The organism is Phytoactinopolyspora mesophila (assembly GCF_010122465.1).
Lineage (GTDB): Bacteria > Actinomycetota > Actinomycetes > Jiangellales > Jiangellaceae > Phytoactinopolyspora > Phytoactinopolyspora mesophila.
The window spans coordinates 186,776-201,302 of record NZ_WLZY01000010.1 but is presented as its reverse complement, the minus strand read 5'-3'; the positions used below and the strand labels follow the sequence as shown (position 1 = coordinate 201,302).

At 65.8% G+C, this 14,527-nt stretch carries 9 protein-coding genes and 1 pseudogene; 7 read left to right on the top strand and 3 right to left on the bottom strand.

Annotation, left to right across the window (positions count from 1 at the left end):
* Nucleotides 1-694: 694 nt before the first annotated feature.
* Entirely contained in the window at nt 695-1,780 is a 1,086-nt protein-coding gene (locus F7O44_RS24620; RefSeq protein ID WP_162452952.1) for an IS110 family RNA-guided transposase, read from the bottom strand.
* A 118-nt stretch (nt 1,781-1,898) separates the two neighbouring features.
* Here F7O44_RS24620 and F7O44_RS24615 point away from each other — a divergent pair.
* The 5 genes and pseudogenes from F7O44_RS24615 to F7O44_RS24595 all read left to right on the top strand — a co-directional run bounded on the left by F7O44_RS24615 (nt 1,899) and on the right by F7O44_RS24595 (nt 6,109).
* A pseudogene (locus F7O44_RS24615) lies at nt 1,899-3,072 on the top strand (IS3 family transposase).
* 402 nt (nt 3,073-3,474) lie between these two features.
* Nucleotides 3,475-4,530, top strand: a complete 1,056-nt coding sequence (locus tag F7O44_RS24610) for a Fic family protein (RefSeq protein WP_162452951.1) — start codon at nt 3,475-3,477, stop codon at nt 4,528-4,530.
* Between the two features lie 73 nt (nt 4,531-4,603).
* On the top strand, nt 4,604-4,960 hold the full coding sequence (locus F7O44_RS24605; protein WP_162452950.1) for an ArsR/SmtB family transcription factor: 357 nt from the start codon (nt 4,604-4,606) through the stop codon (nt 4,958-4,960).
* Nucleotides 4,950-5,444 carry an SRPBCC family protein gene (locus tag F7O44_RS24600; protein ID WP_162452949.1) on the top strand — a complete coding sequence of 165 codons (495 nt, stop codon included), beginning with the start codon at nt 4,950-4,952 and terminating at the stop codon, nt 5,442-5,444. Before F7O44_RS24605 ends, F7O44_RS24600 begins: the two co-directional genes overlap by 11 nt.
* Complete coding sequence (locus F7O44_RS24595; RefSeq protein WP_162452948.1) at nt 5,444-6,109, top strand: dihydrofolate reductase family protein; 666 nt, start codon at nt 5,444-5,446, stop codon at nt 6,107-6,109. Before F7O44_RS24600 ends, F7O44_RS24595 begins: the two co-directional genes overlap by 1 nt.
* Before the next feature lie 204 nt (nt 6,110-6,313).
* On the opposite strand, the gene F7O44_RS24590 is transcribed toward F7O44_RS24595, so the two are convergent.
* Nucleotides 6,314-9,397: a CapA family protein gene (locus tag F7O44_RS24590; RefSeq protein ID WP_162452947.1), complete on the bottom strand. Its 3,084-nt coding sequence runs from the start codon at nt 9,395-9,397 to the stop codon at nt 6,314-6,316.
* 124 nt (nt 9,398-9,521) lie between these two features.
* Between F7O44_RS24590 and F7O44_RS24585 the strand changes: the two genes are divergently transcribed.
* Nucleotides 9,522-11,006: a sugar-transfer associated ATP-grasp domain-containing protein gene (locus F7O44_RS24585; RefSeq protein WP_162452946.1), complete on the top strand. Its 1,485-nt coding sequence runs from the start codon at nt 9,522-9,524 to the stop codon at nt 11,004-11,006.
* Between the two features lie 105 nt (nt 11,007-11,111).
* Here the strand turns inward: F7O44_RS24585 and F7O44_RS31345 are convergent, their stop codons facing one another.
* Nucleotides 11,112-13,970 (bottom strand): ATP-binding protein, encoded by a 2,859-nt coding sequence (locus F7O44_RS31345; RefSeq protein ID WP_222851660.1) that lies wholly within the window; start codon nt 13,968-13,970, stop codon nt 11,112-11,114.
* Nucleotides 13,971-14,140: 170 nt separating this feature from the next.
* Between F7O44_RS31345 and F7O44_RS24575 the strand changes: the two genes are divergently transcribed.
* Complete coding sequence (locus F7O44_RS24575) at nt 14,141-14,482, top strand: VOC family protein (protein ID WP_162452944.1); 342 nt, start codon at nt 14,141-14,143, stop codon at nt 14,480-14,482.
* The last annotated feature ends 45 nt before the right edge of the window (nt 14,483-14,527 follow it).

The following is a 14,527-nucleotide window of genomic DNA, read 5'->3' as shown; positions in this document are numbered from 1 at the left end:
TCCACCTCCCGAAAGCCTGGCCATGGCAGACCGCCTGGACAGCGCTGTTCGACCGAGTCAACGACCCACCGCCCGTCCTCGCCGCCTGACCATCCAGCAGCCACCGCTGCGCAACCAAGGACACCAAGTGGAACACCCGGACAGCGAGGTCCGGCGGATCCTCACGTCCTGGCAACCTCACACCCCAACGGAAACGACCACCTCAACCCCGGCCAGCCGATCGGTGGATCGAGGCTGATATGGGGGATCCGTTTGTCAAGTGGGCGTGCCGAATTGGTCCTGACGTTCGCTCAGGACCAAATGTCCCATTCCCCGGTTAGCTGCTGCATGTACGGCGCTGCGCGGGCGGTGTCAGGGCTGGCCGAAGGCCACCCCCGAAGGGGGCTTGGCCTTGACACCGCCCGCGGGACGACGTCATGCTGTGGCGGCCCCGGGGAAAGGGTGGAAGGACCGTGGGGTCGAGAGTCTAGGTCAGCGTGTCGTTGCACGACGCGTGGTCGAGGCTGATATGCGCGGGTTGGTTACCGCAGGACCGTGTGTTCGGCTGGAGCATTGCGCGGGTCTAAGAACGAGCGTGACCGGAATTCCCCCTTTCACGCAAAGACGGGGAAATGGCTGCTTCATAGCCTCGGGGCGCGTTGCTCCTCGCGCTGTGGTTCCTCAACCTCTGGACCCCACGGCCAGCTTGTGGGGGTCAGGCGTCAGGCAGCACCGCCAGAGACCAGCACCAGCCGGCCAGTTCACGCGCGATCGCGACGTTCGCGATCACCGGGCGTTTCTTGCGTAGGTTCAAGTTGACCCAGCGGGCATGCAACCGCTGATTACCGGCATGCCCACGGGCCCGGGCCATGGCCGGCACCTGGTCCCAGCGGCGTTGCAGCACCGCGCTGGGCCGGTAGGGGGTGCGGTGATGCCAGGCAGCCTCGACCAGCAACCGCCGCACGTGTGTGTTGCCGGTCTTGGTGATCGCGCCTCGGGTGCGGCTTTGCCCGGACGAGTGTTCACTGGGCACCAGCCCGAGATAAGCGCCGATGCTCGCACCGGTGAATCGTTGCCAGTCGCCGATCTCAGCCGCGAGCGCGAAGCCGGTCAATGTGGAGATCCCGCGCAGGCACCCCAGACGTCGCGCCACCGGGGTGAACTCGCTGTCGCCGGCGAGCGCAGTGATCTTCTCGTCCAGTCGGGCTCGCCGTGCGGTGGCCAGCACCACCGTCTCGTATGCGTCGTCGAACGCGGCCTGCGTGGGGATCGCGTCGAAGCGCTGCCGACGCAGCCACCGCTCGTGCAGCTCGGTCCACGCCTTACCACCGGAATAGACGATCCCGTGCCGCAACAGCAGCTTGGACAGCCGATGCCGCGCCCGCATCAGATCCGCCCGGGACGCCTCTCGCGCGCGAACCAGATCACGCGCAGCTTCCTCAGCCAGACTCGGTATCCGCACCGACACGATCTCATCCAGACGCAACAACCGAGCCAGCTGCAAAGCGTCACGCGCGTCGGTTTTCACCCGATCACCCGCCGGACGCTGCAGCTTCGACGAGGCCGCCACCTCACACCGCCACCCCGCCGCCGTCAGGGCACGAGCCAGGCCGAAGCCGGTCGGCCCGGACTCATACACCACCGCGCACGGACCCGGCAGCTTGCCGATCCACCCCAGCACCTGCGCCTGTGACGGCGTCAACCGCGCCTTGAACACCTCCCCAGTGTGCCCATCGATCGCCGCCGCGACGACCGACCGGGCGTGCACATCCAGCCCAACGCTCGTACGCTCAGAAAACATCGGGGCCTCCTCACACATGTCGGAAAGGCCGAGCACGAGAACAACGCCCGGTAACCCCACGAGAATGCGTGCGCGAGGTCCCGGCCAGCAACCACTCCACTCAGCGCGCAGTCACTACATACGGTCTAAGCCCTATCCGAGCGAGTTCCGTGACGACGTGGTGCGTGTTGCGCGCAGCCGCGAGCCCGGAGTGACGATCGAGCAGATCGCCCGTGACTTCGGTGTTCATCCGATGACGTTGCAGAAGTGGCTGCGGCATGCCGACGTCGAGGACGGCGCCAAACCCGGTCAGACGCGCAGTGAGTCCGAGGAACTTCGTGAGCTGCGCAAACGGAACCGGCTGTTGGAGCAGGAGAACGAGGTGCTGCGGCGGGCGGCGGCGTATCTGTCGCAGGCGAACCTACCGGGAAAAGGCTCTACCCGCTCGGAAGAGAGCTCGCTGCCGACGCCAGGGCCCGTTGCGGTGACGTGTCGGGTGCTCAAGCTCGCTCGCCAGCCCTACTACCGGTGGCTGGCGGCCCCCGTCACCGACGCCGAGGTGGTCGCGGCGTATCGGGCGAATGCGCTGTTCAACGCTCACCGCGACGACCTCGAGTTCGGGCATCGGCTCCTGGGGTGATGAGGCCCACGACGCCGGGGAGGCAATGGCCGAGCGCACCGCCTGGCGGATCTGTTCGCAGAACGGCTGGTTCAGCGCGTTCGGAAAGAAGAAGGCTCGCGGCAAGGCGAAGAAGGCCGGACCCCCGGTCCATGACGACCTGGTCGTGCGCGATTTCACCGCCGACGGCCCGAACCGGCTTTGGCTGACCGATATAACCGAGCACAAGACCGCAGAAGGGAAGCTCTACCTTTGCGCGATCAAGGACGTGTTCTCGAATCGGATCATCGGGTACTGCATCGACTCGCGGATGAAGTCACGCCTGGCCGTCAACGCGCTGAACAACGCCGTCGCGATGCGTGGCGACGTCGCCGGCTGCGTGGTCCACAGCGATCGCGGATCGCAGTTCCGGTCCCGGAAGTTCCTGCGTGCCCTGGCACACCACCACATGGCCGGATCGATGGGCCGAGTTGGTGCCGCAGGGGACAACGCGGCCATGGAGAGCTTCTTCTCGCTGTTGCAGAAGAACGTTCTCGACCGCCGCTCATGGGACACCCGTGAGCAGTTGCGCATCGCGATCGTGACCTGGATCGAGAGGACCTACCACCGCCGCCGACGCCAACCCCGCCTCCGACGTTTGACCCCCATCGAGTTCGAAACCATCATGAACACGCCAGCCGACCTGGCAGCGTGACTAGGAACTGTCACCTATCCGTGCAGCAGACCCGCCTCCCTTATTCAAGGTTAACGCGTAACCTTGAATAAGGACTCTGCGTATTCAAGCTCGACTTCATCGGTGCCGCCAACACGCCGACGCCACCTGCCGACGACCTACCTGCGCACATTTATGGCCGTTCGGCAACAAGACGATAGGTGATTGAACGACCGCACTTGGCACTTGATCCAAGCCAACACTGGCAAGCATGGCTTCGCCTACCACCCGGGCTGTGGCGGGTTTCGTGGCGATCTTCCATGACTGTACTGAGGAACACTGTGCGTCGGTACAGTCCTTCGCAAGTCTGCGGAATCTCACTAACAAGGCCGCTAAACGAGCTAATCTCAAGCGTTGTTGGTTAGTTTAGCGGATTGGTTGAGCATGCGTAGCTTCGTCGATCTTGATCGCCTCATCGGTCAGGTGCCTGCCGACGTCGTCGTCCGGTTGCGCGATCTTGACTTCGGCTCCGGGTCCGAGGCTCTGTATCGCGATCAACTGCCTGGCGTGCTCAGCGCGCTCGCTCATCGGGCGCGGGTCGAGAGTGTCACGGCCTCGTCGGCCATCGAGGGCGTAGTTGTCGATGACACAGTCCGGGCTGCGCGCATTGTCGATGACGTGACCACGAGGCTTCGCAACCGCAGTGAAGAGGAACTCGCCGGGTACCGGGATGCCTTGGATTACCTCTTCTCTGAAGACTGGAAGCCGCTCAATGTCGGGTTGCTCCTGCATCTGCATCGTCTGCTCTACTCTCACACCGCCACCGGCGGTGGCGAAATAAAGGCTGAGGACAACGTCGTCATCGACCGCAATGCCGACGGGACGACGTCAACGCGCTTCCACCCCGTCAGTGCTCGGGAAACTGAGTTCTACCTGCACGAGCTCGTCGCCCGCTTCCAGGAGGCAACGGAGAACAGCCGGCATCATCCAGTGCTGCTTGTGGGCCTTTTCGTGCTAGACCTCCTGGTCATCCATCCATTTGAGGATGGCAATGGGAGGGTTGCGCGGGTCGTCACGAACGCCCTCCTCAGCGACTCGGGCTACGGTGTGGTGCGCTACGTCAGCTTGGAGCAAGCGATAGCCAATTCTGTCGACGCGTACTACCAGACACTCCTAGGGGCGGCCCGAGGCTGGCACACCGACGAGCACGATCCGTGGCTTTGGCTCAGATACTTCACCGAGGTCCTGGCCACCGCATATCGCAACTTCAGCGGGCGAGTCGCCGCCCAGCGGGCCAGTGGCAGTAAACAGGACCGCGTTCGCGACTACGTGATCCACCACGCGCCCACGGCCATGCGCCTGGCGGACATCCGTGCCGCCTTGCCTGGCGTCAGCGATCAGACCATCCGCCTGGTACTGAACCGCCTTCGTGATGACGGGATCGTGGCACCCGACGGCGTCGGGCGTTCAGCTGCCTGGATACGCCTACCGCGTCACTGACGCACTGCGAGGCGCTGGGCGTCGGTGAACGCCCCTAGCTTGACGCATTCCCATATAGGAATATGATGGCATCATGCCTCGAGCAGCAACCACCTCCGACACGTTCAACGCGATCGCCGAACCGCAGCGCCGCGACATCTTGGAGTTGCTCAAGCACGGCGAGCGGCCCGTGCTGGAGCTCGCCAAGGAACTCGGCATTGGGCAGCCCAGTGCCTCCAAGCACCTCCGGGTGCTGCGGGAGGTGCAGCTCGTCCGGGTCCGCGAGGTCGGTAAGCAGCGGCTCTACGGCTTGGACGCCCGCGGCCTGCGGCCTATTCATGAGTGGGTCGGCGGCTTCGCGGAGTTCTGGAACGAGAGCTTCGACCGGTTGAACACCTACGTGCAGGAACTCAAGACTGAGACGCAGAAGGAGCATCCCGATGACCAGTAGCACCGCACAGCAGGCAACCGCCGACCGCGAGATCGTGATTACTCGCACCATCGAGGCGCCACGCCACCTGGTGTTCGCCGCCTTCACCGAGGTGCGCCACCTGTCGCAGTGGTGGGGTCCCAACGGGTTCACCACCACAACACGTGCGTTCGAGTTCCGCGAGGGCGGCGTCTGGGAATTCACCATGCACGGCCCGGACGGAACGGACTATCCCGAGTGGATCACCTGGCGCGAGATCGTGCGCCCGGAGCGGATCGTCCTATTGCACGGCGAGTCGGCGGACGACCCGAATGCCTTCGAGTCGGTTCTGACGTTCGACGACGACGGTGACACGACCGTCGTCGTCATGCGGACGATCTTCCCGACCGTCGAGCTGCGCGACCAAGCGATCAAGGAGTTCGGCGCGATCGAGGGTGGCCAGCAGACCATCGGCCGGCTGGCGGAGTACGTCACCAGCCAGAACAACCCGCAGGAAGGCCAGTGATGGCGGGCAAAGTGTTCTTCAGCGTCACGATGACGCTCGACGGGTACGTTGCGCCCGAGATCAGCCCGGCCGATATCGACGCGCTGCGAGGCGGCGAGACCACCCCAGGTCTCAAGCAGTGGATGGGCCAGTGGTCGAAGCTTCAGGCATGGGTATTCGGGCAGCGCTTCTTCCGCGAGAACCTGAAGTTCGGCGAGGGCGGCGAGGAAGGCCGCGACAACGCCATCCTGGAAGAGACCTTCCATCGCACAGGCGCCAGCGTCATGGGCAAGCGGATGTTCGACCTTGGCGAGGTCAGCTGGCCGGAGGAAGCGCCGTTCCACACCCCCGTCTACGTCGTCACCCATGAGGTCCGCGAGCCGTGGGAACGCCCCGGCGGGACAACCTTCCACTTCGTCAACGACGGCATCGAAAGCGCACTTGAGCAGGCCCGTAAGGCCGCCGGAGATCGAGATGTACGCATCGCCGGCGGCGGCGACACGATCCTGCAGTATCTGAACGCCGGCCTGGTCGACGAGTTCTCCATCGCCCTCGCGCCCGTACTTTTCGGCGGAGGGGTCCAGCTCTTTGACGGTATCGACGCCGCACGGATCGGCCTGCAGCAGACGGGAGCGGAATCGTCGTCGCAGGTCACGCACCTGAACTACGCGGTGGTCCGCACGTAGTCAGTCGCTGAGGAACCGCGCCGCCGTCGCTCGTCGACGTTCAGGCGCATCACCTCAGCGAAGTGGCCATCGATCTGTTATCAACCGCGTGATCGTGAGCGGATTTGTTCCTCAGGCACCGGTGATCGTGAGTGGATCTGCGTCGCTATAGCGACTCCACAGCGCTCACGATCACCTTCGGCGTGGGCTGGAATCGGCTCATGATCACAGGCCGTTTAGGGAGTTTGGCGGCTTCATCGACCCCTCATCACCGAGCCGCGAAAGGTGGAGGTCCACGATCGCGCCAGCGACGTCGCGGGCGGGCCCAGACACGGGGAAATGGTAGGGGCTGATATCCGGCATGCCCAGCACGTCACCCACGACGTACGTGGTTTCGGCAGGCGGGAGTGTGAAGTCTTCCGATTCGATGATGACCTTGGCGACGTCCAGTCCGGGGAGCGCCGCGACGGCCGCCTCGGCCACCCGGCGGAAGCCAGGATCGACTCGTTCGGTGAGGTCGGCCCCGTCGTCGGCGTGCGCGGCGAGGCACTCACTGCCCACGACCAGGAACTCAGCAGTGGCACCCGCGGATTGCTGATAGATCACAACGACGCGCTCCGTGGCCTCGGCAACGGTTCGCCATGCCTCATCGAATTCAGCCGGTGAACTGATGGGCACGACACGCGCATGGTCGCCTTGGACTTCGGTGGTGGCGACCACGCTGGCGCCGAGCGAGTTCACGAGTTCCGCGGCCTCTGCCTGCCCCGTGTGACGCCGAAAGACCCCGCCTTCTGCGACCGGCAGGTCTGAGGTGGCCAGGGCGGCCCGGCTCAGATCTCGACGATTGGCCGCACGGACCCCAGCGCGGCCGGTAGCGTGCGAGGCGGTTGACCAGTAACCCATCCGGGCGCCGTCAACGTCGGCGACGAAAAACGACGGGTTGATCCAGGTCAGCCCGATGCCACGGCGGATCAACTCAAGCGCAATCAGGTGCGTGCTCGGGTCGAAATAGGTGCCGGGCTCGACGTCGATCGCCCGCGGCTTGGCATCAGCGTCCGGGCCAGCCCAACGCTCGGCGCCCAGCGTCGCCGCCCCGGGGCCCGGCCGATGGGAGGCTTTCTCCGCATCGTCACCCTTGAGGTGAAGATCGAAGACCGCGGCCGCCACGTCGCGGCGCTGTCCAACCATGGGGAAATGCTGTGCGCCGATCGCTGGGCAGGAGTTCATCTCGATGATCACGCAGTTGGCGTCGTCGGCGGAACTGGCGAAGTCACCCGCCATGATGTCTACGCCGGCCACGTCCAGACCTGGGAACGCAAGTGTGGCCTGTATCGCCGCCGTGCGGAAGGTCGGGTGCACGTCGTCGGTGATGTCAACGCTGTCCGCGCCGTCGGACAGACTGGCCTTCAGGTCCAGTTCGACGACCACACCGTCGGGCGGCACGTCGTCGATGTCGAAACCTTGCTGGCGGATGTAGTCCACCCGGTGGGGATTGACGGCGATAACGTATTTGGATGCGTGCGGATTCCGGGCTCGGGACCTGTTCTTGTTGTCGATCAGTTGCTGCACGGTGTCTCGCCCATTACCCACCACTGACGGTGGAACCCGTTTGATCACTGACACACAGCGGTCGCCGACGACGAGAAAGCGAGCATCGGTTCCGGGAAAGCGACGCTCCACCAGTACCGCGGTCGGTTCCTCCGCGCTCGCCAGTCGCCAAGCTCGCTGGAATTCCTCCGGCGTGTGGACTCCCACGGTGATGCCGCGGCCCTTGCGGCCGTCCACTGGTTTCACCACGGCGTCACCGAGCGACATGGCGTAGTCCCGAGCCGCTTCCTCCAGCGTTGGTTCGAAGCCGCGTCCGTCCGCTACGGGCAAGCCGGCATCGGCCAACAGCAGACGTCCCACATCCTTACGTGCCGCCGCCATCGTCGCCGCTACCCCGGTCCGATGTGTGTTCGTGATCCAGTACGCCAGGCCGGCTCCACCCGCCTGGGTGATGAAGAAATTCTTCGCCAGCCAGTGAACGGGCATCCCGCGCCGGCGTGCTTCGAAGGCGAGGATCTCCGAGTTGAGGTGTGCGGGGTCGACCTGACTGAGAACTGGCGCTTCGGCGGGCACGCCGGCCCGCTCTGGTGCGCCAACGACGGCCGGTTCCGCTGGCGAGGTGGTGTCGCCGTCCGATGCGGGATGTAATTCCAGCTTGAAATGCCAGCCGTGGTTGTCGTGCTCGGGAATGAGTTCTTGGGAAAAGGCGTCCGGGGCATTGGTGCGTGCCTTGAGCGTCTGCCGTATCTCTTCGAACTGATCGACCGTCACTGGCGTGGGCTGATAATCACTCCTTCTGTTGTCAGACAGAATCGGGTAGGCGCGCAGGAATGTCCGGTGCGGCGTCGCAGTGATTCGGATGACGAAGCTGTACGGAGGCACTTCTTTTCGCGCATATGCTCCGGGGCTGTTGAGGACGAAGTTGCCGATACCGTTGAACACCCAGCGGCCACCGAACCGCTCGACCTCCTGCATCATGTGGCTGCCGGTGCCAACGATGAGGTCGGCTCCGGCGTCCATGAGTCTGACGGCAGCCTCGGCCTGCTTGACCGAACGCCACTGGTAATCGCCACGCCAGTGCGGCGAGATGATGACGAACTCGCTGGGATTCGCCTCCTTGATGCGTGCGATCTGGCGTTCCAGCTTGCCCAGCTGCAGTCCCGCGAGCCCAGGCTTGTTCTTGTCGGCATACACGTTCAGCTCATCCCGGAACCGCCTGCCACCGTTGAAGGCGTTGAAGATCGAGAAACGCACGTCTCGAGACTCGTGCCCGTCGCCGACGGTTGCCCGGACACGCAGGGGAGCATGAGCTTCGTTGCTATTCGCTCCGGCGCCGATAGCGGTGATCCCGCGTGTGTCGAGAGCTTTCAGGGTGTCCGTGAGCCCAGCCTCGGCGAAGTCGAACACGTGGTCGTTGGCGAGCATGACCGCAAGGATGTTGTGTGCCGCCAAATGGCGCGGCGCCAGCGTCGGGTCGGAGTAGTGGAGCCAGGGGCGCTGGCCTTCAAACGGTGAGGAGCGCCGGCTCGTCAGCGGCGTCTCCAGGTTGGCGATGACCAGATCGGCCTCGCGGAGCAGGGGATCAACCAGGGTGAAGCCGTGATCGTAGCCGTGCGACGTGAGAATGTTGCTTTGCCCCTGCGCTGCGCGTTTCTCCTGGTAGTTCTCGCCAAATGCGGTGTCTCCGGCGATAACGACGTCAAGTTGATCTATCGGGCTTTCCGGCTGCCACACGTTGCGGGAAAGCCACATAGCCTCCATCCTGTCCACCACTCGGTCAGTGTCTCACGCTGTGTCCGCCGTCACATGTGTTCGTTGCCTTGGTCCGGGTGTAGCATCAGCGGCTCGTGGGAAACGGTCGTGATACGACTGGAGATCGGGCGGCATGAATATCGCGAATATTCTCAGAGCGAAGAATCTCAAGGCGAAGACTCTCCGGGCGGCCCGGCGCGCGTCGATAGGCCAGCGCCCCTCCGGCACGGACAGGCCACAGGTGCAGCACAACGCGGTGCGCGTGATCGTTCACGGCAAGGTCCAAGGTGTCGGTTTCCGGGAATACGTCGCCAAGAGGGCTACGCGCCTCGGCTTGTCGGGGTGGGTCCGGAACCGCTCGGATGGCACGGTTGAAGTGCTCGTCTCTCGTTCGGGCAACGTGGACTCTCTGGTGCAATCGTGCAACAAAGGACCGAAACGGGCCCGCGTGGACCACGTGGATGTGGAAACGTGCCGGGCGAAGGGCCTGGGGAAAGGGTTCGGCAAACGCCGGCTCTACGAGATCATTGACGATCCGGCCGCGATCACGACGTACCAGCGTCTCGGCATCGATCAGGGCGGCGAGGCGTTCGGCCCGCTGCACCGTTCGGGGTTGCTCAAGACGTATTCGGAGGACTCCGTAGCCTCCGCCCGAGATTTCTGGCGTGAACATTGGTCGGCCGACATTGATCCCGCCCTGCACATTGCCTACGAAAACCTGACGGGAAAACCGGACCCGCGCGTCGTCCCACCGAAGCAATACCGAGCTTTACATCGGGTCTTCAACGGTGACCGACTTGTGAAACGCGCATTCGTCGATAAGAGCCTCTACCCGTACCTCGTGCGCACCGAACGGCAGCCGACCAACTATCTGCGCCGCATCAACGGCAGGTATGTCGATTCCGACAACAACATCATCGACGCCGCGGACGTCCCCCAAATGCTGGCGGAAAGAAGCCGCCGAGCCATCATCAAACCGAGCCGGACGGCAAATGGCGCCAAGGTCAACCTTCTTGAGGTCGGGAACAACTCCGAACTCGCCGTCAAAGGCAGGGTGAGGTCGCTGGCACAGATCGAACGTCTCTACGGAGATGCCTTCGTGGTGCAAGAGGTCATTGAGCAACACCCGATCATGGCCAAGGTCCACCCCCACTCAGTCAACACGTTGCGCATGCTGACCCTCCGTCTAGGACGGGAGATCCACCACCTCCTGACGTTTGCCAGGTTCGGCGCGAACGGACGGGTGAACGACAACGCTGGGACCGGCGGCGTTTGTGTCGGCGTTCAACCTGACGGTTCGTTTATGCCTCAGGGCTTCAACGAGCACGCCGAAGTACTCACCAGACATCCCACCACCGGGGTTTCGTTTGCTGAGCTCGAGCACATTCCGAACTACCGGGCATTCACCGAATTCGTGCTCGGGCTGCATCATGATCTCCAGTACTACGACCTCGTTTCCTGGGACATCGCCGTGGGCAAGGACGGTCTCCCGTTCTTCCTCGAACACAACTTCGAGGGCGCGATGTGGATCTATCAACTGACTACCCGGCAACCGGTGTTCGGGGATGTGACGGAAGACGCTCTGGCCTACGCCCGCCACCTTCACCGTGATCGTTAGCAGATTTCGGCCCCCGACCCCCGTGATCGTGAGCGGATTTGCGTCGCTATAGCGACTCCACAGCGCTCACGGTCACCGGCGCGGAGGGCTGGAATCTGCTCACGATCACGGGGGGTGGGGAGGAGCGAGACCGAGGCCGAGGTTGGTGAGGATGTCGTTGCCGACTGACGCGGTGTCGTCGGGTCCGGCCAGGATCAGCGTCCGGGCGCGTTGGTACGGGCAGCCGGCGGTTTCGAAGGCGGTTGCGGTCGCGAGGAGACGTTCGCGGTCGTCATCGTGCAGTGCGGCGGCTCGGTCGAGGATCGCGCTGGCGACGGGATTTCCGGTGACTATCGGGCGGGCGGCAGCGAGGTGCTCGCCGGCGTCGGGGTCGCCGGCCAGCACGGCGGCTTCGGCGCGCAGGGCGACGTGCCAGTGCAGCAGTATCCCCATGCGCCACAGGTTCGCCTCGTCGGCTCGGATGTCCAGCCGTTCCAGGGCGAGCGCAGCCTTTCCACGGTGTAGCAGGGTGATGGCGTCGAAGGTGGGCGCGTAGCCGGATCGGTCCGCTTCACTGACGCCGAGCTGGTCGACGACGGCCAGCCACTCGGCGCGAGCGGCGTCGTCGCCACGCAGGCCGTGGATCATCGCGACCGCTGCGGCCACCGGGCCGAAGGTCTGGCCTCGCGGGTGGCCCGCCTGTGCCCAGCCGTCGAGAAACTGGGTGCTGGCGGCGATGACGTCGTTGCCATACCCGGCGAGCGCGTCGGCCATGATGAGCCGCGACGTCGCGATGTGCCCGACCTCGGCCAGCAGTGGCAGATCGCGCAGCCGCCGGCCCCATCGTCGCGCCGACTGCAGGTCGCCGACTCCGATGCTGGTAGCGGTCGCGATCGTCAGCGCATCGATCAGCTCGTCCGCGGACTCCGGAGTGACGGGCACGGACTCGAGCAGCTCCACCCGACGACGTGCGGTCGCGGCGGCCGCGAACGTGTCGCCGGCGCTGCGCTGCGCTCCAGTCAGCGCGTGCAGAGCGGCGCCTTCGGCTACCGGGTCGCCGAGCCGGTGGGCCAGCTCCACCGCCCGCTGCGCAAGGGGGGTCATCGTCGACGCGGCCGACGTGGAATCGGCGGTCTGATCGGCGAAGAACGCGTACCCCTGAGCGGTGCATTCGGCGAGGGCCACCGCGGCCTGGGCTGCGGCGTCGTCACCGGCCAGCTCACCAGCCTGGGTGAGTAGCGCGATCGCCTCGTCGCGCGGGGGCCGCTGGGCGAAGGTGCCGGCTTTCCGGAAGTAAGTGGTGGTGGCCGTGGCCAGGTCGCGGGCCGCGCCAGCGGTGTCTCCGGCGCCGTGGGCGACGTCCGCGGCGGCCTGCCAGAGGCGGTAGGCGTCGTCGCCGCGCATCCGGCACGCGGCGACGTTCGCAGCCTGCCGCAGGGCGGTGGCCGCGCCGGAGGCGTCGTCGGTGAGTGCGGCTGCCTGCTCGAAGCGTTGCTGGGACTCACCAACCAGGTTGCGGGTGAAGGTCAGCTGCGCCAACGAAAGGGCGAGGTGGTAGGCGTCGTCGCGCTGGTCAGTCCGCTCGACAGCCCAGCTCAGAGCTGCCCGGAGGTCGTCGGCCACCGCATCGAACCCAGCCCGCCAGGTGCCGGTGGTGCCTGGCGCGACGTTGGCCAGCTCCCGGGCGGTCGCGACACACCAGCGCAGATGCTGAGCCTGGGCGGCGTCGAGCTCACCGGCGCCGGTGAGCTGTTCGGTCCCGTACTGGCGGATGGTCTCCAACGCCCGGTACCGGGTGCCGCCGGCCGACGCAACGACGCTCAGCAGGCTCTGGTCCGCGAGCCGGGCCAGCCCTTCGACGACGTGCCCAGGTTCCAGCGGGTCGAACCCGGCCACCTCCGCGGCGGCCGCAGCGGTGAACGGCGACACGAACACCGAGATCCGCCGCAGCAGGGTCAGGTCGGGGCCGTCGAGCAGCGCCTGGCTCCAGTCCAGCATGGCCCGGACCGAGCGATGCCGGTCGTCGGCCCGGTACCCACCGACCAGCAGCCGGAGGTGGTCGGACAGACCCGCGACCAGGCCGTCGAGCCCCAGCGCGGGCAGGCGGGCCGCCGCGAGCTCGATCGCCAGCGCCACCCCGTCCAGCTTCCGGCACACGTCGGCGACCTGGTCCAGGTGCTGGGTCTCGACGCTCCAGCCGACGGCCGCGGCCCGGTCGACGAACAGCGCGATCGCATCCGGCGAACCGGGCGCACTGTGCGCGTCGTCTTCGCCGGGTCCGTCAAGAGACAACGGCGGAACCGGATAGACCTGCTCGAAGGGCACCATCAGCCGGGCCCTGCTGGTGGTCAGCACACTCACATCCGCGCAGCGTGCCAGCAGACGCTCGACGAACGGCGCCACCCCGTCGCTCAGGTGTTCACAGTTGTCCAGCACCAGCAGGACGCGCCGCCCGGCCAGCGTGGCCACCACGGAGTCGTCGATACTGCGGCCCTGCTGCTCGCCCACGCCGAGCGCCGCCGCAACGGCGGAGCCGACCATCGTGGGATCGGTGACCGGCACCAGATCGACGAACCACACGCCGTCGGTGAAGGCGCCGGCCAGGTCTGCGGCGACGGCCAGCGCCAGCCGGGTCTTGCCGACACCACCGGGGCCGACGGCGGTGACCTCGCGGTGCGCGCTGACGGCATCGCGCAGGGCGCGCCGCTCCTCGGCCCGGCCGATGAACGGGGTCAGGGGCGACGGAAGCCCGGCGAGCGCCTGGCTGGTCCGCGCGGCGCGGTCGAACTCACCCGCGAGAGCGGCGAGCGCCCGACGATCCGGCGCCCCGAGCTTGCGCAGCAGAGACGACACGTGGGTCTCCACCGTACGAACCGAGATGAACAGCTGCGCACCGATCTCGGCGTTGCTGCGGTGTTCTCCGAGCAGCGTCAGGATCTCAGCCTCGCGAGCCGAGATCTCCGCCGCTGCCGCCTGCTTCGACACGCGACCCATTCTCTCGCGCGGTCACTCCGCCGGGGACGGCGCGGGCTAGGGGACGGGATCCGTGGTGCTCTACGTGCTCAGCACGGATGTGGGCCGGCCGGGAGCGGCGAGATGCTGCTAGCAGTACGAGGCCGTGCGGCCGCCAGGACCACGTCAACGAGGAGCCAGACATGAGCCACAGCATCCAGACCATCATCATCCCCGTCCGGGACCTGGCCTCCGCCAAGGCGCTTTACGGAACCGTGCTGGGCGTGCAGCCCTATGCCGACGAGCCCTACTACGTCGGCTTCCGGGTGGGTGACCAGGAGATCGGCCTCGACCCGAACGGCCACAACCACGGCATGACCGGCCCGGTCAGCTACTGCCACGTCGCCGACGTCACCGCCACCCTGCGCCAGGCCGTCGATGCGGGCTGGCAGACCCGGCAGGACGTCAAAGACGTCGGCGGAGGGCAACTGGCCGCCATCGTCGAGGATCCCAGCGGCAACGTCCTCGGATTCCTGCAGCGCTGAGCCGGTCAGACCTTCCGAACGACGACACTAGAACCAGCAACCGAA

What these genes read in the sequence shown, in the direction of transcription:
- F7O44_RS24620 (WP_162452952.1), bottom strand. Translation starts at nt 1,780, where the DNA reads ATGTTTTCTGAGCGTACGAGCGTTGGGCTGGATGTGCACGCCCGGTCG.
- F7O44_RS24610 (WP_162452951.1), top strand. Translation starts at nt 3,475, where the DNA reads ATGCGTAGCTTCGTCGATCTTGATCGCCTCATCGGTCAGGTGCCTGCC.
- F7O44_RS24605 (WP_162452950.1), top strand. Translation starts at nt 4,604, where the DNA reads ATGCCTCGAGCAGCAACCACCTCCGACACGTTCAACGCGATCGCCGAA.
- F7O44_RS24600 (WP_162452949.1), top strand. Translation starts at nt 4,950, where the DNA reads ATGACCAGTAGCACCGCACAGCAGGCAACCGCCGACCGCGAGATCGTG.
- F7O44_RS24595 (WP_162452948.1), top strand. Translation starts at nt 5,444, where the DNA reads ATGGCGGGCAAAGTGTTCTTCAGCGTCACGATGACGCTCGACGGGTAC.
- F7O44_RS24590 (WP_162452947.1), bottom strand. Translation starts at nt 9,397, where the DNA reads ATGGAGGCTATGTGGCTTTCCCGCAACGTGTGGCAGCCGGAAAGCCCG.
- F7O44_RS24585 (WP_162452946.1), top strand. Translation starts at nt 9,522, where the DNA reads ATGAATATCGCGAATATTCTCAGAGCGAAGAATCTCAAGGCGAAGACT.
- F7O44_RS24575 (WP_162452944.1), top strand. Translation starts at nt 14,141, where the DNA reads ATGAGCCACAGCATCCAGACCATCATCATCCCCGTCCGGGACCTGGCC.